Source organism: Burkholderia sp. AU18528 (assembly GCF_002223215.2).
GTDB classification, from domain to species: Bacteria; Pseudomonadota; Gammaproteobacteria; order Burkholderiales; family Burkholderiaceae; genus Burkholderia; species Burkholderia semiarida.
In genome coordinates, this window is the sequence record NZ_NKFC02000004.1 from 810360 (window position 1) to 834868 (window position 24509).

At 68.0% G+C, this 24509-nt stretch carries 19 protein-coding genes; 16 read left to right on the forward strand and 3 right to left on the reverse strand.

The annotated features are described in order from the left end of the window. Positions 1-153 precede the first annotated feature (153 nt). The 16 genes from CFB52_RS06560 to CFB52_RS06635 all read left to right on the forward strand — a co-directional run bounded on the left by CFB52_RS06560 (position 154) and on the right by CFB52_RS06635 (position 20052). A complete protein-coding gene (locus CFB52_RS06560; protein WP_059574313.1) occupies positions 154-516 on the forward strand; it encodes an aegerolysin family protein in 363 nt (120 codons plus the stop codon). A 799-nt stretch (positions 517-1315) separates the two neighbouring features. Then, positions 1316-2539 carry an ABC transporter substrate-binding protein gene (locus tag CFB52_RS06565; protein WP_257220030.1) on the forward strand — a complete coding sequence of 408 codons (1224 nt, stop codon included), beginning with the start codon at positions 1316-1318 and terminating at the stop codon, positions 2537-2539. A 43-nt stretch (positions 2540-2582) separates the two neighbouring features. Beyond that, positions 2583-6272 (forward strand): response regulator, encoded by a 3690-nt coding sequence (locus CFB52_RS06570; RefSeq protein ID WP_099316277.1) that lies wholly within the window; start codon positions 2583-2585, stop codon positions 6270-6272. Between the two features lie 56 nt (positions 6273-6328). Further along, a complete protein-coding gene (locus CFB52_RS06575) occupies positions 6329-8908 on the forward strand; it encodes an EAL domain-containing protein (protein ID WP_099316618.1) in 2580 nt (859 codons plus the stop codon). A 614-nt stretch (positions 8909-9522) separates the two neighbouring features. Then, positions 9523-9705 carry a Flp family type IVb pilin gene (locus CFB52_RS06580; RefSeq protein ID WP_059573845.1) on the forward strand — a complete coding sequence of 61 codons (183 nt, stop codon included), beginning with the start codon at positions 9523-9525 and terminating at the stop codon, positions 9703-9705. An 87-nt stretch (positions 9706-9792) separates the two neighbouring features. Further along, a complete protein-coding gene (locus tag CFB52_RS06585; protein WP_059573844.1) occupies positions 9793-10275 on the forward strand; it encodes a prepilin peptidase in 483 nt (160 codons plus the stop codon). A 17-nt stretch (positions 10276-10292) separates the two neighbouring features. Then, positions 10293-11321, forward strand: coding sequence for a Flp pilus assembly protein CpaB (gene cpaB, locus CFB52_RS06590; RefSeq protein WP_059573843.1), 1029 nt, complete (start codon positions 10293-10295; stop codon positions 11319-11321). A gap of 63 nt (positions 11322-11384) precedes the next feature. Then, positions 11385-12767: a type II and III secretion system protein family protein gene (locus CFB52_RS06595; RefSeq protein WP_059573842.1), complete on the forward strand. Its 1383-nt coding sequence runs from the start codon at positions 11385-11387 to the stop codon at positions 12765-12767. Between the two features lie 14 nt (positions 12768-12781). Further along, the gene (locus CFB52_RS06600; protein WP_099316278.1) at positions 12782-13165 is read left to right on the forward strand and encodes a CpaD family pilus assembly lipoprotein; all 384 of its coding nucleotides are present in this window, start codon (positions 12782-12784) and stop codon (positions 13163-13165) included. A gap of 21 nt (positions 13166-13186) precedes the next feature. Continuing rightward, positions 13187-14410: an AAA family ATPase gene (locus CFB52_RS06605; RefSeq protein WP_099316279.1), complete on the forward strand. Its 1224-nt coding sequence runs from the start codon at positions 13187-13189 to the stop codon at positions 14408-14410. Next, complete coding sequence (locus CFB52_RS06610) at positions 14407-15825, forward strand: CpaF family protein (protein ID WP_099316619.1); 1419 nt, start codon at positions 14407-14409, stop codon at positions 15823-15825. Before CFB52_RS06605 ends, CFB52_RS06610 begins: the two co-directional genes overlap by 4 nt. Continuing rightward, positions 15822-16799 carry a type II secretion system F family protein gene (locus tag CFB52_RS06615; RefSeq protein ID WP_099316280.1) on the forward strand — a complete coding sequence of 326 codons (978 nt, stop codon included), beginning with the start codon at positions 15822-15824 and terminating at the stop codon, positions 16797-16799. Before CFB52_RS06610 ends, CFB52_RS06615 begins: the two co-directional genes overlap by 4 nt. After that, on the forward strand, positions 16796-17740 hold the full coding sequence (locus tag CFB52_RS06620) for a type II secretion system F family protein (protein ID WP_099316281.1): 945 nt from the start codon (positions 16796-16798) through the stop codon (positions 17738-17740). Before CFB52_RS06615 ends, CFB52_RS06620 begins: the two co-directional genes overlap by 4 nt. Further along, positions 17737-18594: a lipopolysaccharide assembly protein LapB gene (locus CFB52_RS06625; RefSeq protein ID WP_059573837.1), complete on the forward strand. Its 858-nt coding sequence runs from the start codon at positions 17737-17739 to the stop codon at positions 18592-18594. The genes CFB52_RS06620 and CFB52_RS06625 overlap by 4 nt, the downstream gene beginning before the upstream one ends. Then, positions 18591-19019, forward strand: a complete 429-nt coding sequence (locus CFB52_RS06630) for a TadE/TadG family type IV pilus assembly protein (RefSeq protein ID WP_059573836.1) — start codon at positions 18591-18593, stop codon at positions 19017-19019. The genes CFB52_RS06625 and CFB52_RS06630 overlap by 4 nt, the downstream gene beginning before the upstream one ends. After that, on the forward strand, positions 19012-20052 hold the full coding sequence (locus CFB52_RS06635; protein WP_059573835.1) for a TadG family pilus assembly protein: 1041 nt from the start codon (positions 19012-19014) through the stop codon (positions 20050-20052). Before CFB52_RS06630 ends, CFB52_RS06635 begins: the two co-directional genes overlap by 8 nt. Here CFB52_RS06635 and CFB52_RS06640 read toward each other — a convergent pair. The 3 genes from CFB52_RS06640 to glmS all read right to left on the reverse strand — a co-directional run bounded on the left by CFB52_RS06640 (position 20016) and on the right by glmS (position 24460). Then, positions 20016-21293, reverse strand: coding sequence for a glycosyltransferase family 87 protein (locus CFB52_RS06640; RefSeq protein ID WP_059573834.1), 1278 nt, complete (start codon positions 21291-21293; stop codon positions 20016-20018). The two genes, CFB52_RS06635 and CFB52_RS06640, sit on opposite strands and share 37 nt — an antisense overlap. A 16-nt stretch (positions 21294-21309) precedes the next feature. Next, positions 21310-22386, reverse strand: a complete 1077-nt coding sequence (locus CFB52_RS06645) for a glycosyltransferase family 2 protein (protein WP_059573833.1) — start codon at positions 22384-22386, stop codon at positions 21310-21312. 256 nt (positions 22387-22642) lie between these two features. After that, positions 22643-24460, reverse strand: a complete 1818-nt coding sequence (gene glmS / locus CFB52_RS06650; protein WP_060011658.1) for a glutamine--fructose-6-phosphate transaminase (isomerizing) — start codon at positions 24458-24460, stop codon at positions 22643-22645. Between the last annotated feature and the right edge of the window lie 49 nt (positions 24461-24509).

Genomic DNA, 24509 nt, shown 5'->3' on the forward strand with positions numbered 1-24509 from the left:
TTTGAATAATTTCTTAAACTATTCCATAAAATTCGGCTGTCATAAGTATCAGCTTTCGGTGCTGATGTTCGCGTTCTATGTTTGAAATGCATTGCGGGGTATGCATTCAAAAACGGCTGCGATGCGTAATCACACTTTATTGTGGAGAACGAAATGTCCGCACGAAGCACTGTTGTGAAGCTGCAAAACAACTCGGGCAGCACGTTGTTTCTGGACTCGGCATCGATCAATCTGCTGCATGGCGAATGGGTCACGTACCCGCCGGAGAAGATCCCGAATGGACAAACGGGGGAATGGGAGAGCGATTCCGACGGCTTCATGACCGGAACCGAGGGGAAGCTTCAATATCAATTTGCCGACGGTGGCGGTATCGAAAACTTGCGGATCTACTGGGACAACCCGTATTACGGCGGAAACGGATACTCGATAACCGTGAGCGCTGCCGGTTACAAAGTCGGTTACGACGGAGGCTCAGGAGACAATGCGACGGTCACTTTCTACATCAAGCAGGCCTGACTTGGTGTGATCGGCTCGCGCCCATTCCGATGGGCGCGAATGACGGCCAGGAGTCTGTATCCCAGGAGTAGGCTGACGGAGTGCGGGGGAAGCCGATGATCAGTATTAAGCGGAGCGCGCGGCCTCTGAAACTTGACGCACGAGTTGAAGGATCACGGCTTGAGAGCGGGAGATTGCATCGGAAACCGATGTCATATCCAAGGTAGATGAACTCCATTGCTACCGTCGTGCCGGAAATCATCCCATCGGTCGATAGACACCGCACGGACGAACCGCATCAGCCTCGTCCATTTGTTTTGCATTCCTTTGCTTATTCCAACTGGACCGAATCGCGGCAGTCAACCCGAAACGCTGGCGCGTATTCATCCATCGTCACGGACACGGCACAGCGCACTAGTTGTCGAGGACATCGACATCGAAGTGCGCGCCCCCGAAATCCGCTTGCCGCTCGGGCGGTCCGGACACGACAAGGCCACGACGTTCACGATGCTCGCAACGCGCGAGATGATCGCCGCGCCGTGCCCTGACGCATCGATTTCCGCAACAAATCACCGCACTGACGACTGTATCGAAATGCCGGAAGGCGATCCCGCCCGATCGCGTCCACCTGCATTCCGTCGCCCCAGCGAAACGATTCGACAAACGGCGTCGATCCGCTCCTCTGGCTTGCAGTCGCAAGGGATGCCACCTATATATATGACTAATTGACTCGTACCACGGCAGCGGTGCGGCATGCGGCGGGGCGCACCATCGAATCAGAACAACCGGTGCCGAACGGGAGCCCAACATGGACGAGGGTGTGTCAGTCACACGGATGTGTTCCGGCATCTGGTTCTCGAACGTACTGCACGCGCTCGCGTGTCCCGGCGGCCGGCGCGTGCTGGTGCTGTTCGCGTGCTGCACCGCACTGAGCGGCCAGGGCGCGGGCTTTGCATCGGAACCCGGCGTGACCGACGACACGATCCGCCTGGGCATGGTCAACGCGCAGTCGGGCAATTCCGCCGGCCTCGGGCGCGGGCTGTTGATCGGTGCGCAAGCCGTATTCGACGACGCGAACGCTCACGGCGGCGTGCACGGGCGGAAAATCGATCTCGTCGTCGCCGACGACCGCTACGAACCCGACCGGACGGTGGACAACACGCTGGAAATGATCGAGCGGGGCAACGTCCTCGCGCTGTTCGGCTACGTCGGCACGCCGACAACCACCGCGGTGCTGCCGATGATCCGGGACGCCGGCATCCCGCTCGTCGGTACATTCAGCGGCGCGATGGCGCTGCGCAGGCCGGTGATTCCGGAGGTCTTCAACATCCGGGCGAGCTATGACGACGAAACGCGCGCGCTGGTCGATCATTTGATCGCGCACGACCGCGCAAAGCGTTTCGCGGTGTTCTACCAGGACGACGGCTTCGGGCTCGCGGTGCTGGCCGGCACGCAACTCGCACTGCGCCGCCATGGCCTCGACGTCGTCGCCACCGGCACGTTTCGCCGCGGCACGACGGCGGTCGACACGGGGCTCGCTGCCGTACTCGACGCGCGGCCCGACGTCGTCGTCATGGTCGGCCCGTATACGCCGGTCGCCGCATTCATTCGCGCGGCGCACCGCGAAGGCTTCGCGGCCCGTCTCGCGGCGGTGTCGTTCGTCGGTACCGACGACCTGTTGCGCCTGATCGGCGACGAAGCGAACGGCACGGTGATTTCGCAGGTCGTGCCGCTGCCGCAGAGCGAGCGCCCCGTGATCCGGGACTGTGCACGGCTGATCGCGCGGCGCTTTCCGGACGAGCACATCGGCGTGGTGCACATCGAGGGTTGTCTCGACGCGAAGGTCGCGCTGATCGGGCTGGAACGCGCGGGGCCGGCACCCACCCGGGCGACGCTGAAGCAGGCGCTCGAGTCGATCCGGCATCTCGATCTCGGCGGTCTGGTGGCCAATCTGAGCACCGACGATCACCAGGCGCTGAACGACGTGTTCCTCACCGAAATCGCGCACGGCCGCGTCACGCCGCTCGTCGTGCCGTCGCAATGAGCGGACGGATGGCCGCCGAGCCATCCCGATCCTGGAGGGCTGCATGGACATCAAGGCGAAACTCGTCACCAGCACCAGCCTGATGCTGCTGGGGGCGGTGGCGATTTCGGTGACCAGCCTGATCGCGGTGCACGGCATCGCGTCCGGCGTGCGCACGCTGACGACGGAATCGCTGCCGCTGCAGATGCGCAGCAACGAACTCCAGCGCGCCTATGCGGAACTTGCGGTGGAGTTCGGCCGGCTCCAGCACGCGCAGGATGCGTCGGAGCGACAGCAGTCGTCGTCGGAGATCGAAACGCAATTGCAGCGGATTGCCGGCATCACGGCCGCCGTGCGCGCGATCGACGGGCACGGCATCGCCGAACCGTCCACCGACCTGCGGACGATGTTCCGTTCGATGAACGAAGGGATCGACAAGCGCCTGCGCGGCGATGCGCAGCTCGTCGCCGAGCGCCGGCTGATCGAACGCCTGCAGGCACGGGGCGCCACGCTGCTGACCGAGATCGGCAAGGAAATCGAGCGGCTGGACGACGATGCCGATGCGGCGGTGAGCGGCGCGCTCGCGGCCAACACCGCCTACAACCGGACGATTCATGCACTCGATCAGGTTCGCACGAACGTCAAGGACATCATGACGATCGCCGGCCGCGTCGACGTCGCGCCGAACCGGTACCGGCTCGCGCCGCTGCGCGAGCGCATGCAGGCGTCGCTCGACGGCGCACGCAATGCGCTCGCGATCGCGGCGCCGAACCTCGATGCCGCCACCGCACAGGGGGTGACGAGCGCGCTGGGGCGCGTGGCGGCCGACATCCTCGACGGTCAGGACGGCCTCGTCGCGCTGCGCGGCGCCCTGTTCGCCGAATCCTCCGTCGCGCCCCGCTACCGCGCGAAGGAGGACAGGGTGCTGCGGTCGCTCGATGCGCTGGACGCGAAGCTCGCGGAGATCGCGGACCCGTTCGCGTTGCAGATCGTCAAGGCGCGACGGCGCCTCGACGACGCGATCGAATTCCGGCGGCGAGCCGCGCGGGTTGCATCGCTGTCGGCGGTCGTGAGCGGCGGCATCAACGCATTGGCGTTCGACCTGCGCATGATCGCGCAAAGCGACAGCGCCGACCGTCTGAAGCCCGCCGATGACGAACTGCGCAAGAGTATCGGCGCGCTGACCGCATCCGCCGGCGCGCTGCGCGAGGCGCTCGCCGCGGACGGACCGGGCAACGCGAAGCGCGCGCAGGATGTCGTCGGGCTGACCACGGCGCTCGGTGGATCCGCGCGCCGCATCCTCGCCGTGAAGTCCGACATGCTGTCCAACGACGTGGCCATGCAGCGCATCGTCGCGGACGTCGACACGACGGCCAATCGCCTCGCGGCCTACACGGAGCAGGAAGCCGTGCGCGTCGATCTTCAGCAGCGCGGCATCGTATCGGACGTCTACCGGGCCGTGGCGACCGCGATCCTGATGATCGTGGGCGTATCGTTCCTGCTCGCGATCGGCGGGCTGGTGATCAGCCATCGGCTCGGCACGTCGATCTCGCGGCCGCTGTCGAACCTGACGCGCACGATGGCCCGCATTCGCAGCGGCAGCGACCTGTCGTTGCGCATGACGCACAAAGGCAGCGACGAAGTCGCCGTGCTGATTGCCGGCTTCAACATGATGCTCGACGAAATCGAGCGCCGCGACGTCGCCTTGCAGGCGGCGATCGCCACGGCCGAAGCCGCGAATTCGGCGAAATCGGAGTTTCTCGCGCGGATGAGTCACGAGATCCGCACGCCGATGAACGGCGTGCTCGGCATGACCGAACTGCTGCAGCGCACGCGGCTGACGTCGAAGCAGCGCAAGTTCGTCGACACCGTGTATCGATCGGGCCAGACGCTGCTCGTCCTCATCGACGACATTCTGGATTTCTCGAAGATCGAGGCGGGCAAGCTGACGCTGGAGCGCATCGATTTCAATCTGCATCAATTGCTCGACGATGTCGTCGCGCTGCTGGAGCCCAACGCGCAACGCAAGGCGCTTGCGCTCGAGTTCCGGCGCGGCGACACCGTTCCGGAGTGGATGCGCGGCGACCCGGTGCGGTTGCGCCAGGTGCTCACGAACCTGCTGGGCAACGCGATCAAGTTCACCGAGCACGGGCACGTCGCGCTCGGCGCATCGTATTCGGACGACGGCCGCATCGTGTTCACGATCGCCGACAGCGGCATCGGCATCGCGCCCGAGGTGGCCGCGCAGTTGTTCCGGCCGTTCCAGCAGGCCGACAACTCGATCGCGCGCAAATACGGCGGAACCGGGCTCGGTCTGGTGATTTCCCGCCAGCTGGCCGAGATGATGGGCGGCGAGCTCACGCTCGAATCGACGCCCGGCAAGGGTTCGGTGTTTACCGTGACGACCCGGTTCGAGCCGGCATCCGGCGAGGTCGGCGTGGCAGCCGATGCGCGACCGTCGCTCGCGGGCTTGAAGGTGCTGATCGTGGACGACAGCGAGACCGATCGCAGCGTGCTGCTCGAACACGCGATCGAATGGCAGCTGTGCGTCGCAACGGCGATCGGCGGCGACGACGCACTGTCGCAGTTGCGCGCGGCGGTCGCCGACGGCGCGCCGTTCGATCTGGCGATCGTCGACGTGCGGATGCCGGGCATGGATGGCATCTCGCTCGTGCAGCACATCCGCCGCGATCCATCGTTGCGTGCGCTCAGGATCATCACGCTGACCGCGTTCGAGATGATGGACAGCGTCCTGGTCGCGCACGAACTCGACATCGCCGCCCGGCTGACGAAGCCGCTTCGTGGCGCCGATCTCCATACGGCCATCGCGTCGGCGATGCACGTGATGCCGCCGCGGCTGACTTCGCCGGAACCGCTATCCGACGACGCCGGCGCCGGCCCGGGCCGGCCGCTCGATGCGATTTCGGCGCGCGTGCTGCTGGTGGAGGACAACGTCGTGAATCAGCAGATCGCGCTCGCGATGCTGGAGGACACCGCCTATCAGGTGGCGGTGGCCGACGACGGCGAGCAGGCGCTGAATCGGCTGGCCGACGACGTATTCGACGTCGTGCTGATGGACTGCCAGATGCCGCGGCTCGACGGCTTCGAGGCGACGCGGCAGTTGCGCCGTCGCGAAGCCGAAGCCGGCGCGCCGCGCATGCCGGTCATCGCGTTGACGGCCAATGCGCTCAGCGGCGACCGCGAGCGCTGTCTGGCCGCCGGCATGGACGACTATCTCGGCAAGCCGTTTCGCCGCGATGCGTTGCTGCAGATGCTCGCGCGCCATGTCGGCGGCGCGGCGTGCGCGCCGGCTACCGGAACCGATGCGGCAACGACGGGCGGCGGCGTCGAAGCGAAGCCGGAAGCGACGGGGGGCGCCGCCATCGATCCGGATGACGAAGCAAGCGTGATCGACCATAAGGCGCTCGATGCGTTGCGCGCGCTGCAGCGGCCGGGCCGCCCCGATGTCCTGACGCGGATCATCGATCAATTCACGGCGGATGCGCCACGGCTGATCCGCGACATGCATGCGGCGGTCGAAGCGGGCGACGCCGATGCGCTGAAGCTGGCCGCCCATACGCTGAAATCGAGCAGCGCGAACGTCGGCGCGCACTTGCTGTCGGCGCGTTGCCGCGAGATCGAGCGGCTCGCGCGCGCCGCCGACGTGGACGCGGCGGTGGAACTGGTCGCCGGCACGGAAGCGGAGTTCGGGCACGCGCATGCGGCGTTGATCGCGGAGCGCGTGGACGGTTGAAGGGACGCCGGCCGATCGCCATGACGATCGCGCGGCAGTACAACAGGAGGACGGTCGTGAACGACGAGCATGCCGATGTACCGACGATTCTGATCATCGACGACGATGCAATGACGCGCCTGCTGGTCGTGGAAACGCTCGAACAGGAAGGCTTTCGCGTCGAGGAAGCGACGGGTCCGCAGGCGGGCATCGATGCGTTCCTGCGTCATCGTCCGGTCGTCGTGCTGCTCGACGTCGAAATGCCCGGCGGCGACGGATTCGACTGTTGCCGGGCGCTGCGCGCGTTGCCCGAGGGCCGCCGCGTGCCGATCGTCATGCTCACGGGCAACGACGACGACGCGTCGATCGCCAGCGCGTTCGACGCCGGCGCGACCGACTTCGTGTCCAAGCCGATGCGGTGGAAACTGCTCGGCTATCGGGTCCGTTATCTGTTGCGCGCGGCCGCGGCGGTCGAAAAGCTGGCGACGACCGAAGTCAGCCTCACGCATGCGCAGGCGCTCGCGCACCTCGGCAACTGGGAATACCAGGCGGGGCGGACCGACGGCTACTGGTCGCCGGAGCTGTACCGGATTCTCGGGCTCGACGCCGCCCACACGCCGCCGACGTTCGAACGCCTCGTGCAGGCCGTTCCGCCCGACGAGCAGCCGCTCCTCGTGCAGTCCTACGCGAGCCTGCGCACCGAAGGCGTCGCGTTCTCGATCGAGCATCGGCTGATCCATGCGGACGGCACCGAGCGCTACGTGCTGCATCAGGCGGAGTCCGGCCGCGATCCGAATCACGCGATCATCCTGCGCGGCATCGTCCAGGACATCACCGAGCGCAAGATGCAGCAGGGCCGCATCGAATACCTCGCCAATCACGACGCGCTGACCGGCCTGCCGAACCGCAACCTGCTCGGCGACCGGATGGAGCAGGCGATGTCGCAGGCGCGGCGCACCGGGCAACTGATCGCGGTGATGGTGCTCGACCTGGACCGCTTCAAGCACATCAACGACAGCTTCGGCCACTCGGCGGGCGACGGGCTGCTGCGGGTCGTCGCCGCGCGGCTCAAGAGTTCGGTGCGCGACGGCGACACGGTCGCGCGGCTTGGCGGCGACGAGTTCGTCGTGATGCTGGTCAACCTGTCGACGGCGTCGGACGCGGACGCGATCGCCCGCAAGATCCTGGACACCTTCTTCGCGCCGTTCGTGCTCGACGGCCACGACCTGCACGTGACGACGAGCGTCGGCGTCAGCCTTTACCCGACCGACGGCACCGACGCGGAGACGCTGCTGAAGACGGCCGATGCCGCGCTGTATTGCGCGAAGGAACACGGACGCAACTGCTACAGCTTCTATACGCGCGAACTGGGCGCGCGCGTCGAGGAGCACGCCATCCTCGAAAACGCGCTGCACCAGGCCGTGTCGAATGGCGAACTCGAGCTGTACTATCAGCCGAAGGTCGATCTCAAGACCGGCCAGATCAGCGGCGTCGAAGCGCTGATTCGCTGGCGACGTCCGGGAATCGGCGTGATTCCGCCCGACCGCTTCATCCCGATCGCCGAAGAAACCGGGCTGATTCTGCCGATCGGAGAATGGGTGTTGCGCACCGCGTGCGCCCAGGCCGTCGCGTGGCGCCGGGAAGGGCATCCGCCGATCCGGATTGCCGTCAACCTGTCCGCGCGCCAGTTCCGGCAGCAGGACGTGGCCCACCTGGTGCGCACCGCGCTCGCGGAAACCGGTCTCGAGCCGGACTCGCTCGAACTGGAACTGACCGAAAGCGTGTTGATGGAGGACTCCAATGCGATCGCCCATACGCTGCGCGAACTGAAGGCGCTCGGCGTCGTGCTGTCGCTGGACGATTTCGGCACCGGCTATTCGAGCCTGTCCTACCTGAAGGAATTGCCGATCGACGTCGTCAAGATCGATCGTTCGTTCCTCAGCGACGTCACCACCAGCGCGGAAGGCGCGTCGTTGACGCGCTCGATCATCGCGATGGCCGAGTCGCTGCACATGGAGACGGTGGCCGAGGGCGTGGAGACGGAAGCCCAGCTGTCGTTCCTGAACCGGCATCGCTGCCATGCGATGCAGGGCTACTACTTCAGCCATCCGGTCACCGGCGACGAGATCGCCGACATGCTGTCCGCCGGCTCGGAGCTGCCCGAGCACTGCCGGCAGCGCGAACTGCTGCACCGCACGCTGCTGCTGGTGGACGACGACCGCGCGGTGCTGCAGATGCTCCGGCAGGCGCTCGGCCGCGACGGCTACGAGATTCTCGACACCACCGATCCCGACGAAGCGCTCGACCTGCTGGCCCAGCATCGCGTCGGCGTGATCGTGTCGGACTTCCGGATGTCGAGCGTGTCCGGGCTCGACCTGCTGCAGCGGGTCAAGGCGCTGTACCCGGACATCGTGCGCATCCTGCTGTCCAGCTACGGCGACGGCGCGTCGATCGCCGACGCGTCCGGCAACGGGTCCGTTCAGAAGCTGCTGATCAAGCCATGGGACGTCGCGCTGCTGCGCAAGCACATTGCCGAGTCGTTCCAGCGGTTCGAGCACACGTCGCTGAGCGGCGGGGATCTCGGGGTGGCGCGTCTCGGCATTCGCCGGTCTCCGCCGCGGTCTCTCGACGTGGCGGAACCGCGCAATCGCCCTTGACCGGAAGGCGCCGCCGCGCGTTATTGTCCGCAGTCGTGACGGCACGTGAATGGACCTGGAAAGTGCAATCGTGGATCACGCCGTGCGACGCCGATCGAGCAGCACGTGGTGCCCGGATCGATCGCCAAGGATCGATACCCAGGTAATAAGGAGGATTGCGCGGCGGTCAAAAATTGAACAAATGCGTAAATTGTTCCCGGTTCCGGAAATCGCCCATCCGAAGCAGTAAGGATTCTTAATCGGGCTCACGATGACATCATGGAGGGCGCAGTAATTACCCCGCGCGTCGAGTTCCGGATTCACTTGTGCACGGGCATTTTCATAAATACATTTCGACGCTAAATTATTTGAAAACGCCGAAAAAATTGTCTATACCCTAGACGAATCAGGCTGATCCGCATCATGCCGATGCGGGCACGCAACAAGCGGGCGCTGGCAATGGCCGTTGCCGACGTCCGCGCGTTGCAGCGATCGAATGGATTCCGGGGGATGCGAACGGCCCGTTGCCAGGCTGTCGCATGAGTCATGAATGGGCGAACGCAGTGCGCCACCGAAGCAACACCGCGTCTTTACATTCAACGGTCGATCAACGACCCCGTCACACGGAGGTTGGCATGCTGCACTACGTCAAATCCCTGCTGCGTGATGAACGCGGCGTCAGCTCGCTCGAATACGCGGTACTCGCCGGCATCGTGGTCGTCGCGCTGGCGGCGGTCGGGGTGATCCTGAGCAGCAACACCGGTGGCCTGCCGGCCGTGTTCACGTCGCTGATGAACAAGGTCACCGCGCTGATCTGACCTCCCTGAACCCGCGCGCCGCCGACGAATACACGGATCCGCAGCGGTACCGTATCCAGCCGGGGCGCGCCGACGGACGGCTCTCCGATGCTCCATCTCGTACAGTCGGCGGCGACGCTCGTGCTGGTGTCGCTCGTGCTGCAGGACGTGCGCACGCGGCGCTTGTCGAACCGCACGGTGCTCACGTTCGCGATGCTGTATTTCGTCGCGGCCGCGCTCGCGCGCGACGGGCTCGCGCAGCTCGCCGCTCACGTGGGGACCGCGGCGGCGATGCTGCTGCTGTTCGCCGGACTGCGTCACGCCGGCTGGATCGGCGGCGGCGACGTGAAGCTGGCGGCGGCCGTCTTCCTGTGGGCCGGGCCGGGCCTCGCGCTGCCGGTGCTGACGATCGTCGGCGCGAGCGGCGCGGCGTGCGGTCTCGCCGTGCTCGCGGCCGTCGCATGGCAGCGCTGGCGCATCGCACCGGCGCGCACGATCGACACGCGCGGCGTGCCGTACGGCGTCGCGCTTTCGCTCGGCGGCGCACTGGCCGTCTGGGCGCCGTTTCCACACGCGGTTTCGCTCACCTAGCGGGGACGCACGCCGCCATGCCCAAACCTCTGAGAATGGCCGTGCTGATCATCGCTGCCGCCGTCGGTGCGTTCGTCCTGCGCCAGCTCTATGTCGCCGCGTCGACGCCGGCGGCGCCCGGCGCGGCGAGCGACGTCAACGTGCGCGTCGCGGCGGCCGACCTGCCCGAAGGGCTGCTGCTGCGCGACAACGATCTCGCGTGGAAGCGCATCCCGAGCGCGCAGGTGCCGGCCGGTGCATTCGTCGAGTCCCAGCCGGGCGCGGAGCTCAAGGGTGCGCTGCTGCGCAACCGCGTCGACGCCGGTACGCCGATCCGCGCGGACAACGTGATTCCGGCTGGCGCGCCGGACTTTCTCGCGGCCGCGCTGCAACCGGGCATGCGCGCGATCTCGGTGCCGGTCGACGACGTGTCGGGCAACGCAGGGCTGATCCAGCCGGGCGACTTCGTCGACGTCGTGCTCACGCAGCAGATCGGGGGGTCCGCGACGACACCCGGCACGTTCGAAGCGGAGACGGTCGTGCGCCGTGCTCGCGTGCTCGCCGTCGGCTCGGAATTCCAGCGCGCGAAGGCGCCCGCGAGCGCGCCCGATGCACCGGTGCGCGCGCGCACGGTCACGCTCGAGGTCGCGCCGCGCACGGCGCAGGTCGTGCTGGTCGCGACGCGCCTCGGTTCGCTGTCGCTCGCGCTGCGCAGCTTCGCGACGAGCGACCGCCGCGATGCGGCGGGCGGCGCCGAACAGGAGCCCGATACGCCGCCGGTGTGGGCCGGCGACGTATCGCGCGCGTTCCGCGACGCGGCGCGCTCGCCGTCCGCGAAAGCCGACACGGGCGCGCGGCCGGCACCGCAGGGCAATACGGTGGTGATCTATCGCGGTTCATCGGTGGATGACGGCTCGCGTGGCGGCGGCGGTGGTGTCGGTACGCCGGGCCTTCCGCCGTTGCCATCCGGCTGGCCGGGCACGCCGGTTGCGCCGGCTGCGCCCGCAGCGGGCACTGCCGCCGCCGACGCGACGGCGCAGGTGCCGCGGGCGGCGGTCGCGCAGTGACGCGATGACGAGGTGTCGATTCGGAACCGGCCGCCCGGCGGCCGGCATTTGACGGGAACACGAATGGTGCGCACGGTTCGTTGGATCGCTTTCTGGTGCGTGGCCTGCGTCGTCGCGCCGGGCGCCGCGCTCGCGCAGCGCGCGCAGGCGGCGGACGCCGTCGCGGCGCTGTCGATCGCGACCGGCAAGGGCGAGATGCTGTCGTTGCCGGAACCGGCGACCGCGATGTTCGTCGCGGACCCCAGCATCGCGGACATCCAGGTGCCGTCGCCGCGCACCGTGTTCGTGTTCGGCAAGAAGGCCGGCACGACCTCGCTGATCGCGCTCGGCGCGAATCATCGGCCGATCCTGCGCCGGACCGTGATCGTGCAGGTCGATACCGCATCGCTGCAGACGGTGCTCGACAGCCGCTTCCCGCAATTGAAGCTGTCGGTGTCCGGCGCGCCCGGCTCGCTGATGGTGTCGGGCAAGGTGCCGAGCGCGGCCGACGCGGACGCCGTGATGCAGTCGCTCGCGCCTTATGTGAGCGACAAGGAAAAGATCGTCAACCGGCTCACGCTGTCGCGCCCGATCCAGGTGAACCTGCGCGTGCGCGTGACGGAAGTGAGCCGCAACATCACGCAGCAGCTCGGCATCAACTGGAGTTCGCTCGGCGCGGCAGGCAACTTCGTCGGCGGGCTGTTCAACGGACGCACGCTGTTCGATCCGACGAACAAGCTGTTCAACCTGTCGCCGAGCGGCGCGTATTCGGTGCTCGGCGGCTTCCATACGGGGCGCTGGTCGATCGACGTCGTGCTCGATGCGCTCGACCAGGAAGGGCTGATCACGATGCTCGCGGAGCCGAACCTTACCGCGATGTCCGGGCAGACCGCGAGCTTCCTCGCGGGCGGCGAGATTCCGATTCCGGTCGCGCAGGCCGGCAACACGACCGGCGCGATCACGGTCGAGTACAAGCCGTTCGGCGTGTCGCTCGACTTCACGCCGACCGTGCTCGCCGACAACCGGATCAGCCTGAAGGTGCGCCCGGAAGTGAGCGAGGTCGATACGAGCAACAGCGTGACGACTGGCAGCATCACGGTGCCGGGGCTCTCCGTGCGGCGCGTGGAGACGACGGTCGAGCTGTCGAGCGGGCAGAGCTTCGCGATCGGCGGCCTGCTGCAGAGCCAGACCGCGGATACCGTGTCGCAGGTCCCGGGGCTCGGCCGGCTGCCGATCATCGGCCGGCTGTTTTCATCGAAGAACTTCCAGGACCACAAGACCGAGGTCGTCGTGATCGTGACGCCGTACATCGTGCAGCCGACCGGGCCGGGCCAGCTCGAGCAGGCGCTCGACACCGTCGCGCGGCCGAGCAGCGACCTCGAGTTCGCGATCCAGCGCAATCTCGGGCTGGACCTGTTGTCGGGCGACACGCCGCGTCTCGTCGGCGCCGCGGGCTTCGTGTACTGAGCCAAGGAGCGCGCATGCGAGTTCGAACCCTGTTCACCGCACCGTTGCCGCTGGCGCTCGCGGCCTGCCTGTCGGCGCCGCCGCCGATCAACCTGCCCGATGCGCGCGCGATCGGCTTCGACGGCGTGCGCGCGGTGCCGCCCGACTGCGCGAAGCTGATGCAGCCGTCGCATCTCGTCGATGCAGGGTTCGGGCGGCCCGGCGTGCCGTTCGGCTGCGCGACCTACACGAATCTCGCGACGATGCTCGCGCGGCCGGAAGACCTCGTCGCGCCCGTGCCGTACGGCGGCGCCGATGCGCAAGTGGCGGCCGACGCGGTGCGCCGCTACGTCGAGGACCGCGTGAAGCAGCCCGCGCCGGGCAAGACGCTGACGACGACCGGCTCGTCCGGTCATTGACCCACTGACGATGCGATCGCGATGCCGCCCATGAACGTCCTCGACCGCCAGAACGCCAAGCGCGCCGCCTCCGCCGGAGCGGCGGATCTCCTCGCGGTCGTGTCCGATGCCGGCAGCGAGGACGTGATCCGCCGCGTCGCGCAGGATCTGTCGATCGCGCGCGCCCACGTGCACCCGGGCGACTGCGACGACGCGATCCGGTTGCTGCAGCAGCAAGAGCGTTCGCCGCGCCAGTTGATCGTCGACGTGTCGGATTCGGTGCTGCCGGTGTCGGACCTGATGCGGCTCGCGGACGTGTGCGATCCGTCGGTGCGGGTCGTCGCGATCGGCACGCAGAACGACGTCGGGCTGTTCCGCAACCTGCTCGGCATCGGCGTGCAGGACTACATCGTCAAGCCGCTGACCGTCGAGCTGATGCGGCGCGCGCTGACCACGACGGAGTCGGTCGTGCAGGTGCGTACCGGCAAGATCGTGAGCTTCGTCGGCGCGCGCGGCGGCGTCGGCGCGACGACGATCGCGGTCAGCCTCGCGCGCTGCCTGGCGGGGGAGAAGCGGCGGCGCGTCGCGTACGTCGATCTGAACCTGCATGGCGGCGCCGCGAACTCGATGCTCGGGCTGTCGAGCAACAACGGGCTGATCGAATTGCTGAACATGGAACGGCGCCCCGACGACGCGTTGTTCGACCGCATGTTCGTCACGAAGGGCGACCGCCTGCACGTGCTGTCGGCCGAACTCGCATACGGCGAAGACGCGCTGCTGCGCGACGATGCGATCGCGCAGCTCGTCGACATGCTGAAGGACCGCTTCCATTACGTGCTGTTCGACGTCGGCTACCGCGCCGGCAAGCTGTTCGAGGATGCGCTGACGGCGTCCGATCTCGTCTATATCGTCGCCGACCGGTCGGTGCACGCCGCGTACGAGGCCGCACGGCTTGCGCGCTTCGTGAAGGAAATGCCGGGCGAGCGGCTGCTGTCGATGGTGCTGAACAATCCGCTCGAGCCGGTCAAGGGGCGCGTCGCGCAGTCGGATTTCGAGGATGCGTTCGGCGGTGTGCAACTGCGCGAGCTGCCGCACGAGGCACAGTCGCTCGCGATCGCCGAGAACCTGGGCGAGCCGATCGAACGCTCGAAACGCCGCGGCTTCCTGGACGAGATCCGGCTGCTCGCGAACGGCATCACCGGCGAATCGATGGCCGTCGCCGAGCCGTGGTATGCGCGCTTCATCAAATGGAGGAAGGGATCGTGACGTTCGGTACCCGCAAGCAGCCGACACCGGACTCTGCGCCGGCGGGTTCTCGCCCCGCGCCGCACGACACTGCGCCCGCGCCGGCCGTAAGCCCGGTGCCGGCGTCCATGTCCACGTCGGCGCGTGCGGCCGCGACGGCCGATACCCAGGAGGCGCTCATCCGCTCCGGCAAGTTCGACGCGATCCGCTCGGCGGTGTTCGCGTCGATGAACATGTCGGCCGCGCTGATGAAGACGCGCGACGAAGTGCGGGCCGGCATCGAACAGGTGGCCGCGCACACGGTCGAGCGCGAGCGCCTGAAGATCACCACGGGCGAGCAGGTGCTGATCGTCGACGCGATCCTGAACGACATGTTCGGCGTCGGGCCGATCGAGCCGCTGCTTGCCGACGACACCGTGTCCGACATCCTCGTGAACGGCCCCGACCAGGTGTACGTCGAACGCGCGGGGCGGCTCGAGCTCACGCCGCTGAAGTTTCGCGACAACGCGCACGTGACGAGCGTCGCGCAGCGGATCGCGGCGGCGGTCGGGCGCCGCGTCGACGAGAGCAGCCCGATGGTCGATGCGCGTCTTGCCGACGGCAGCCGCGTGAACGTGGTGCTGCCGCCGATCGCGATGCGCGGCGCGTCGATCTCGATCCGCAAGTTCGCGAAGCGCGACATCACGCTCGCGCGGATGGCGCATCAGGGCAACATCTCGCACGGGATGCTGCAGGTCCTGAAGATCGCATGCGCGTGCCGGCTGAACATCGTGATCTCGGGCGGCACCGGGTCGGGCAAGACGACCCTGCTCAACGCGCTGTCGCAGCACATCGAGGAGCACGAGCGGATCGTGACGATCGAGGACGCCGCCGAGCTGCAACTGCTGCAGCCGCACGTGGTGAGCCTCGAGACGCGGCCGGAGAACACGGAAGGGCTCGGCGGCATCTCGCAGCGCGATCTCGTGCGCAACGCGCTGCGGATGCGGCCCGACCGCATCATCCTCGGCGAAATCCGCGGCGCGGAGGCATTCGACGTGCTGCAGGCGATGAACACGGGCCACGACGGCTCGATGACGACGATCCATGCGAACTCGCCGCGCGACGCGATCAGCCGGCTCGAAAGCATGGTCATGATGGCGAACGCGAACCTGCAGCTGCTGTCGATCCGGCGCCAGATCGCGAGCGCCGTGCATCTGTTCGTGCAGGTCGAGCGGATGCGCGACGGCGTGCGCCGCGTGACGCGGATCACCGAGATCGTCGGGATGGAAGGCGAAGTCGTGATCACGCAGGACCTGTTCGCGTTCCGCCAGGAAGGCGACACGACGCGCGACGCGGTGAAGGGCGTGTTCGAGGCGTCGTCGCTGCGGCCCGCCTTCGCGCCGCGCGCTGCGTACTACGGCGTCGAGGACGCGCTTACCGAGGCGTTCCGGCAATGAGGACGGCGGACCTGTTCGCGCTCGGCGCCTTCGTCGTGATCCTCGCGGTGGGGCTCGGCCTGTCGGCGTTGCTGGACCGTGCGCGCCAGACGCCGGAGCAGCGCATTCGCGCGCGGATGCAGCGCATTGCGCCATCGCTGACGGGCCGGGCCGCCGGTGCGGCAGCCGGGGCCGGTGTCGCGCTGTTCAACCTGCCGCGCCGGCAGACCCGCGTGCGGGCATGGGTGCAGCGCTACGTGACGCGCGTGCGCGCGGTCGGCGGCGAGCGCGGGCTGCGGATCGTCATCGCGAGCACGATCGCCGGCGCGGTCGCGGGGATCGTCGTGGTGAAGCTCGTGGCGCTGCCGCGCGTGGTGCATCCGGCGATTTATGTCGGACTGCCGCTGATCGCGATGCGCGCGAGCTATCGCGCGCTGGTCGAGCGCTTCCGGCTGCGCTTTCTGGAGGGGTTCCCCGACGCGATCGACCTGATCGTGCGGGCGGTGCGCGCGGGCATTCCGGTCACGCAGGCGATCAGCACGGTCGGCGATAGCGCCGCCGAGCCGGTGCGCTCGACCTTCCGCACGATGGGCGACAGCCTGCGCGTCGGCGCGGATCTGAAGGACGTGCTGACGCACGCGGCGGACCGGCTGATGATCGCGGATTTCTCGTTCTTCACCGTCTATCTGCTGCTGCAGCGCGAGACCGGTGGCAGCCTCGGCGAGACGCTCGACGAGTTGTCGAGCATCATCCGCACGCGCCGCGACATCCGCCTGAAGACGCGCGCGCTGACCGCCGAGGGGCGGATCACGACGAAGATCATCTCGGCGGTGCCGTTCGTGATGATCGGCGCGCTGTTCCTCGTGAACCGCGCATACGTGATGCTGCTGTTCGATACGCATGCCGGACGCGTGATGCTGACGATCGCCGCGACGCTGCTGACGATCGGACTGGTGACGATTCGCAAGATCTCGAAACTGGATACTGCACGATGACGATGTCGATGCTGGCCGCCCGCGGCCTCGAACTGTTGCTGCTGCTCGCGTGCGTCGCGGCGGCGCTCGCGACGCCGGGCGGCGGCACGCGCCGGCGCATCGCCATGCGCGTGCAGCAGGCCGCCGGACAGCGGTCGCCCGCGCTGGGAACGGGGCGCCTGCAGCCGGGCGACGTGCGTCGTGACCTGACGCGGCGGCTCGCGCAGCTCGGCGAGCGGCTGCCCGTGCTCGATCCGATGCAGCGCGCGAAGCTCGCGCTGCAACTGGCGCGCGCGGGCTTTCGCGAACGGCGCGCGGTGTCGTCGATGATCGGCATCAAGCTCAGTTGCGGCGTGCTGTTCGCCGGCGTCGCGATGGTGTTCAGCCCGTATATTCCGCGCTTCGGCGAATACTTCGTGATCCGGGCGGTGGCGATGGTCGCCGCGTTCGTGGTCGGCGTGATCGTGCCGGAATACGTGCTCGGCGCGATGATCCGGCGGCGCCGGCGGATCATCGCCGCATGCTTTCCGGATGCGCTCGACCTGCTCGTGATCTGCACGATGGCCGGCAACAGCCTCGTGTCGGGCGTGCGGCGCGTCGCGCGCGAACTCAAGCGTATCTGCCCGCCGCTCGCCGACGAGCTGACGGTGTGCGCGGACGAGCTGACGCTGAGCGGCAACGTGTCCGAAGCGCTCACGCATTTCGCGATCCGCGTCGACTTCGCGTCGGCGCGGTCGCTCGCCACGACGCTCACGCAATCGCAGCGGTTCGGCACGCCGATCACGCAGGCGCTGCGAACGCTGTCGCGCAGCGAGCGCACCGAGCAGATCGTCGCGCTCGAGGAGCAGGCCGCGAAGCTCGCGCCGAAGATCACGCTGCCGATGATGCTGTTCATCCTGCCGACGGTCGGCCTGATCGCGGCGGGCCCGGCGGCCATCCGTTTGCTCGAGGTGTTCAAATGACAGGCCCCGCGCTCCGTGCGTTCGCCTTCGCGGCCGTGCTGCCGCTGCTCGCCGGCGGCTGCGCGCCGGGTATCCAGACGCGGCCGGCGCTGTCGCACAAGAGCGACGACCCGCAGGCCGAATTGCGCATCGCCGACAGCGCGCTGGCCGGCGGCAACGTCGATCTCGCGTCGACGCTGTACGCGAAGGTGCTGGCGCGGCATCCCGATTCGCTCGCCGCGCAACTGGGGCTTGCCGACGTGAACTATCGCGCCGGCGATCTGGAGCGCGCGCGTATTCTGTACGAGCAGGCGCGGCAGCTTGCGCCGGCCGAACTGGGCCCGCAGGTCGGGCTCGCGCGCGTCGCGTTGCGACAGCGGCGACTCGACGAGGCCGCGCGCCGCTATCGCGACTTGCTTGCCGCGCAGCCAAACCTGCCGCTCGCGGCGCAGGGGCTCGGCACGGTGCTCGATCTTCAGGGCCGCCACGAGGACGCTCAGACCGTGTACCGGGACGCGCTGAGCGCGCATCCGGACGCGCAGGGGCTGCGGGTCGACCTCGGGCTGTCGCTCGTGCTGAGCAATCGTCCGCGCGAAGGCGTGAACGTGCTGCTCGACGTGGCCGGGCTGCCCGATGCGCCGTGGCAGGCGCGCCAGAACCTCGCGTTCGCGTACGGCGTGCTCGGCAACACCGATTCGGCGAAGAAGCTGCTGTCCGCGGACCTGCCCGCGTCGGCGGTGGCCGACAATCTGCGCGTGTACCAGGCGGTGCGTACGCAGCTCGCGGCGCGTCCAGTCGGCGATGCGTCGCGGCCGTCGAAGGGCGCCGCGCTCGAGCCGCGCGCCGTGCCGCCCGCCGCGGGGGCCGTAAAATGACACGCGGGGCGACGGGCGCCCGCCACGCGCGCGGCGTCGTATCCCTCGAATTCGTATTGATGCTGCCGTTCCTGCTGATGGTGCTGATCGGCATCATCGACACGAGCCTGCTGCTATGCGACAAGGCCGTGATCACGAACGCGAGCCGCGAAGCCGCGCGGGCCGGCGTCGTGCTGCGCGTGCCGATGCTGACCCCGACGCAGATCGCCAACGTCGCGCTGAGCTATACGCAGAACAGCCTGATCACCGGCGGCACGCCGACGACGCCGACAGTGACCGTGACGCAGGCGAACGGCACGACGGCGGGCACCGCGCTGACGGTCACGGTGACCTACACGTATGCGGGGCTGGTGCTCGGTTCGGCGTTCAGCGCGCTGACCGGCCCCGTGACGATCTCGGCTACCTCGGTGATGCTCTATGAATGACGCGGCCGGCACGCGATGCATCGGCGCCGCGCGCGAACGCGGTTCCGTCGCGCTGTTCTTCCTGATGTTCCTGATCCCGCTGCTGTCGTTCGGCGCGCTGGCGATCGACATCGCGTGGATCGCCACGGTGCGCAACCAGTTGCAGAATGCGGCGGACGCGGCCGCGCTCGCCGCGGCCGACGCGATGATGTCGCCGACGGGCGGGCCGCTGAACTGGTCGCAGGCCGCGCCGGCGGCGAACGGCGTGATCGCGCTGAATTCGGCGGCGGGTGCGCGGCTCGCGAGCGGCACCGTGACGACCGGCTACTGGAACGTGACGCGCACGCCCGCATCGATGCAGCCGACCACGATCACGCCCGGCCCGTACGACGTGCCGGCGGTGCAGGTGACCGTGTCGCGCGCGCCGGGCATCAACGGCGGCTCGATTCCGCTGCTGCTCGGCGGGTTGCTCGGCATCGCCGGCGCATCCGGCGGCGCGACCGCGATCGCGGTGCTCGCCGCGCCGGGCGGCGTCGCGGCGGGCGGGCTGTTTCCGATCGCGATCGACCAGTGCGTGTACAACCAGTACTGGAACGCACAGACCAACCAGCCGCTGATCAATCCGCTCACGGGTCTGCCGTACCAGTTTTCGATCACGAACGGCCAGACGTATGGCGCGCTGTGCATGGGCGGTCAGTGGACGTCGTTCCAGTCGACCGCGACCGACACGACGACGATGGGCGGCCTGATGGTGACCGGCAACCCGACGACGCTCAATATCGGCGACAGCATCTATCTCGCGACCGGCGTGAAGGCGACGCTCTACACGTCGGTGCCGGTCGGCGCGACGGTCGTGCTGCCGGTCGTCACGCAGACGTCGAGCAGCACCTACGTGCCGATCGTCGCATTTGCCGCGTTCCACATCGACGTGTCGCTCGGCGGCGCATACAAGTACATCCAGGGGCACTTCGTCGCCGGGGTGAAGATGACCGGCGTCGCGACGGGCGTCGGGCCGTACTACGGCGTGTACGTGCCGCCGCGGCTTGCGTTGTGACTATTGCGAGCATCGTGGCGGGCGCGGCGCAGCAGCACCAGCAGCGCGAAGAGCGTCACGGCCGGGCCGATCTGCGGCAGTTGCAGCCACGGGTTCAGGTATTCGACGATCGGCAGCGCCCACATCAGCGCGATCGCGGCCTGTTCGCCGCGCAGCCAGCCGTCGCGCCAGCCGATCGACAGCATGCACGCGATCGCGATGGCGAGCCATGCGAGTTCGTAGTGCCACACGTACGGGTTCGCCACGAGCGTCGCGACCGCCAGTACGGCCGCACGCACGCGGGTGTCGCGCGACTGCATCCATACGATGCAAGCGGCGGAGATCGCGATCGCGGCGATGCACGCATGCGCGGCATACGCGGCGCCGAGCGGCACGTCCGCGAGACGAAACGCCGCGAACGGCGTGGGCGACGCGAGCCAGAACCCGACGCCATGCTCGAGGACGATCGAGCGGGCGATGCCGGCGCTGGCGACGAACAGGCGCGGCGACTCGACGCCGCAGACGAGCACGCTCGACGCGGCGAACGCGCCGGTCGCGAGCGCGGCCCACATGATCGTGCGCCATGCGCGCGCGGCGACCAGCACGAACGGGAACATCAGCGCCAGTTGCGGCTTGACCGACAGCAGCGCGATGCACAGGCCGGCATATATCGGCCGCCGATCGGCCCAGTAAACGGCCAGCGCCGCGCACGAGGCGGTCAGGAACGTGTTCTGCCCGAGCGTCGCGGTGACGAACACGCATGGCGCGGCAACCAGCGCGAATGCGCCGGCGTGCGATGCGCCGGGCATCGCGCGGAGGCCGGATACGCACCACGCGGCGAGGCCGAGCATGAGCACGCCGAACGCGACGAACAGCGGATAAGCAAGCGCGAACGGCAGCAGCGCCAGCGGCGTCACGAGCAGCAGATAGGTGGGCGGGTACAGCCACGGTGCGAAGACGTCGCGGGGAAGGGTCGGAAACAGCCCGGTCGTCAGCCGCGAGAATGCGGAAAAATCGTATGCGTGCGACGGCGTGCCGTGCAGCATCACGTACGACGCGGACCAGAACACCGAGAAGTCCGCCCCCGGGCGGGGTATGACGCCGCCGCTGCCGGACGCGTGACGAACGACCGCGATCCAGATCGACATGAACAGCGCGTACGACACCAGCATCAGCGCGCTGTACAGGACGACGCGTCGCGACGTCAGCCACGCGGCGACGGGCCGCGCCGTCGGCCGCGTCGATTGCCGGAGGATATCCAATTGACGTGGCCCGGGCTTACTTGAACGACGCCTTGCGCGCGGCGATGCCCGCGGCCGCCGGCGTCGCGGCCCGGCGGCGTGCCGGGTGCGTGCGCTTGAGCGGGAACTGCAGCAGCTTCGATGCCGGTCGCGCGGCCGCATCGCGCTCGGCGCGGTAGCGCCGCCGCACGAGATAGACGGGGCGCTGCTTCGATTCGTGATAGATGCGGCCGAGATATTCGCCGATCACGCCGATACCGATCAGCTGGATGCCGCCGACGAACAGCACGACGGAAATCAGCGACGGATAGCCGTGCACCGGGTTGCCGTACAGCAGCGTGCGCATCACGATGTACGCTCCGTAGACGAACGACAGCGCGGCGAACGCGAGGCCGACGTAGGTCCACACGCGCAGCGGCACCGTGCTGAAGCTCGTGATGCCCTCGAGCGCGAAATTCCAGCGCCGCCAGCCGGAGAACTTCGAGCGGCCGCCGCTGCGCGGCGCACGCGCGTATTCGACGATTTCGGTGCGAAAGCCGACCCACGCGAAGAGCCCCTTCATGAAGCGCCGCCGCTCGGGCAGCGCGCGCAGCGCGTCGACGACTTCGCGGTCCATCAGCCGGAAATCGCCGACGTTTTCGGGCATCTCGACTTCGGAGAGCCGGTTGTGCACGCGGTAGTAGAGCGAGGCCGCCACGCGTTGCATCAGCGGATCGCACATCCGGTCGGTGCGCTTCGCGGCGACGACCTCGGCGCCCGCGTGCCAGCGTTCGAGCATCGCGGGAATCAGGGCCGGTGGATCTTGCAGATCGGCGTCGATCAGGATCACGGCCGCGCCGGCTGCTTCGTCGATGCCGGCGGTGAGCGCCGCCTCCTTGCCGAAGCGGCGGGTGAGATCCACGACGTGCACGCGCCCGTCGCCGGCGGCGACCGAGAGCAGCCGGTCCAGCGTGCCGTCGCGGCTGCCGTCGTTGATGCAGACGATCTCGAAGCGCACCGAGCCGACCGACTCCAGAACGGGCAGCGTTTCGGCAAAGAATGCGTCGATCGTTTCTTCTTCGTCATGAAAAGGCACGACGAGCGATATCAGCGGCTTCCTGGCATGCGTCGACACGTTGCGGCCCCCGGAGAGATTCGGCCTGCGTTGCGCGGTAGGTTTCCGTTGTCGTTCGCCGAACGGGGGTTACCCGATTCGGGGCGAAGGCGGTCCCGGCCAGCCTTTCCACGGTGGACTGGCCGGCATAGGGTTTAAGTATTGTACGAAGTATTCGGGATTCGACAAGGCACGAATCGACGGCGAATCGTGCAGGGCGGGCCGGCTCGATCGGTTGGCGATCTTCACCGGCCCGCGCGCGTCGAGCAACCGCCCGTCACTCCACCGTCACCGATTTCGCCAGATTCCTCGGCTTGTCGATATCCGCGCCCCGCAAGCACGCCGCGTGATACGCGAGCAACTGCAACGGCACGACGTGCAGAATCGGCGACAACAGCCCGTAGTAATCCGGCATCCGAAGCACCGACACGCCTTCGCCGTTGTCGATCCGCGTATCGGCATCCGCGAATACGTAGAGCTGCCCGCCGCGCGCGCGCACTTCCTGCATGTTCGACTTGAGCTTTTCGAGCAGCGCATCGTTTGGCGCGATCGTGGCAACGGGCATCGTATGCGTGACGAGCGCGAGCGGCCCGTGTTTCAGCTCGCCGGCCGGATACGCTTCCGCGTGGATATACGAGATCTCCTTCAGCTTCAACGCGCCCTCGAGCGCGATCGGGTAGTGCAGCCCGCGCCCGAGAAACAGCGCGTTTTCATGCTGCGAGAATTCCGCTGCCCAGCGCGCGATCTGCGGCTCCAGCCCGAGCACGTCCTCGAGTGCGCCGGGCAGGCGCCGCAACTGCAGCGCATAGCGCGCGAGCTGCGCGTCGTCTACGTAGCCGCGCAGCCGCCCGAGCGTCACGGCGAGGATGAACAGCGCGACGAGCTGCGTCGTGAACGCCTTGGTCGACGCGACGCCGATCTCCGGGCCCGCTCGTGTCAGGAAGCGCAGGCTGGTCTGGCGCATCATCGCGCTGGTCGGCACGTTGCAGATCGCCAGCGTGTCGATGTGGCCGAGCGCCTGCGCGTACTTCAGCGCGGCGAGCGTGTCGGCGGTCTCGCCGGATTGCGACACGCTGACCACCAGCGTGTTCGGCGTCGCGAGCGCGTCGCTGTAGCGGTATTCGCTCGCGATCTCGACCTGCGCGGGGAGGCGCGCGATCGTCTCGAGCCAGCGGCGTGCGGTCAGGCCCGAGTAGTGGCTCGTGCCGCACGCGAGAATCAGCACGTTGTCGATCTGTTCGAACGCGCGCGCGGCGTCCGGGCCGAATACGGCGGGGTCGAACAGCCCGGCATCGGGAATGGTCGCGGCCACGGCCTGCGGCTGCTCGAAGATTTCCTTCTGCATGAAGTGCCGGTACGGCCCGAGCTCGACCACGCCCTGCGTGGACGAAACGGTCTGGATCGCGCGTTCGATCGGCGCGCCGTTGCGATCGAGCACCCGTACGCCGCCGGGCGTCAGCTCGACGATGTCGCCTTCCTCGAGGAAGATGAAGCGGTCGGTGATGCCGGCGAGCGCGAGCGCGTCGGACGCGAGAAAGCATTCGCCGTCCTTCACGCCGACGACGAGCGGCGAGCCGGCCCGCGCGCCGATCAGCCGTTGCGGCTCGTGCTTGCTGAACACCGCGATCGCATAAGCGCCGTGCAGTTGCGAGGTCGCGTCGCGCACGGCGGCGAGCAGGTCGCCGCGATACTTGCTGTGGATCAGGTGCGCGACCACCTCGGTGTCGGTCTGTCCGTCGAACTCGTAGTGTTCGTCGGCCAGTTGCCTGCGCAACGTTTCGTGGTTCTCGATGATGCCGTTGTGTACCAGCGCGATCTCGTCGCGCGAGAAGATCGGATGCGCGTTGCAGGTGGCCGGCGCGCCGTGCGTCGCCCAGCGCGTGTGCGCGATGCCGGTGCTGCCGGCCAGGCCGGCGCTGCGCACGTGGGCGTCGAGGTCGGCGACGCGCGACACGCTGCGCTCGCGGCGTGCCTGGCCGTTGACGACGGTCGCCACCCCGCATGAATCGTAGCCGCGATATTCAAGGCGGCGCAAACCTTCGATCAGAATCGGGACGATGTCCCGTTGCGCGACCGCGCCGACGATGCCACACATGACACGTCTCCTTCCCTGTAGATTCCCCCGGACCGTGCGCACGCGTCGA

Excerpts from the sequence above, each read along its gene's own strand:
- CFB52_RS06595 (WP_059573842.1), top strand. The coding sequence starts at position 11,385 with ATGGTGCGCACGGTTCGTTGGATCGCTTTCTGGTGCGTGGCCTGCGTC.
- CFB52_RS06630 (WP_059573836.1), top strand. The coding sequence starts at position 18,591 with ATGACACGCGGGGCGACGGGCGCCCGCCACGCGCGCGGCGTCGTATCC.
- CFB52_RS06560 (WP_059574313.1), top strand. The coding sequence starts at position 154 with ATGTCCGCACGAAGCACTGTTGTGAAGCTGCAAAACAACTCGGGCAGC.
- CFB52_RS06620 (WP_099316281.1), top strand. The coding sequence starts at position 16,796 with ATGACGATGTCGATGCTGGCCGCCCGCGGCCTCGAACTGTTGCTGCTG.
- glmS (WP_060011658.1), bottom strand. The coding sequence starts at position 24,460 with ATGTGTGGCATCGTCGGCGCGGTCGCGCAACGGGACATCGTCCCGATT.
- CFB52_RS06600 (WP_099316278.1), top strand. The coding sequence starts at position 12,782 with ATGCGAGTTCGAACCCTGTTCACCGCACCGTTGCCGCTGGCGCTCGCG.
- CFB52_RS06605 (WP_099316279.1), top strand. The coding sequence starts at position 13,187 with ATGCCGCCCATGAACGTCCTCGACCGCCAGAACGCCAAGCGCGCCGCC.
- cpaB (WP_059573843.1), top strand. The coding sequence starts at position 10,293 with ATGCCCAAACCTCTGAGAATGGCCGTGCTGATCATCGCTGCCGCCGTC.
- CFB52_RS06580 (WP_059573845.1), top strand. The coding sequence starts at position 9,523 with ATGCTGCACTACGTCAAATCCCTGCTGCGTGATGAACGCGGCGTCAGC.
- CFB52_RS06635 (WP_059573835.1), top strand. The coding sequence starts at position 19,012 with ATGAATGACGCGGCCGGCACGCGATGCATCGGCGCCGCGCGCGAACGC.
- CFB52_RS06585 (WP_059573844.1), top strand. The coding sequence starts at position 9,793 with ATGCTCCATCTCGTACAGTCGGCGGCGACGCTCGTGCTGGTGTCGCTC.
- CFB52_RS06615 (WP_099316280.1), top strand. The coding sequence starts at position 15,822 with ATGAGGACGGCGGACCTGTTCGCGCTCGGCGCCTTCGTCGTGATCCTC.
- CFB52_RS06625 (WP_059573837.1), top strand. The coding sequence starts at position 17,737 with ATGACAGGCCCCGCGCTCCGTGCGTTCGCCTTCGCGGCCGTGCTGCCG.
- CFB52_RS06570 (WP_099316277.1), top strand. The coding sequence starts at position 2,583 with ATGGACATCAAGGCGAAACTCGTCACCAGCACCAGCCTGATGCTGCTG.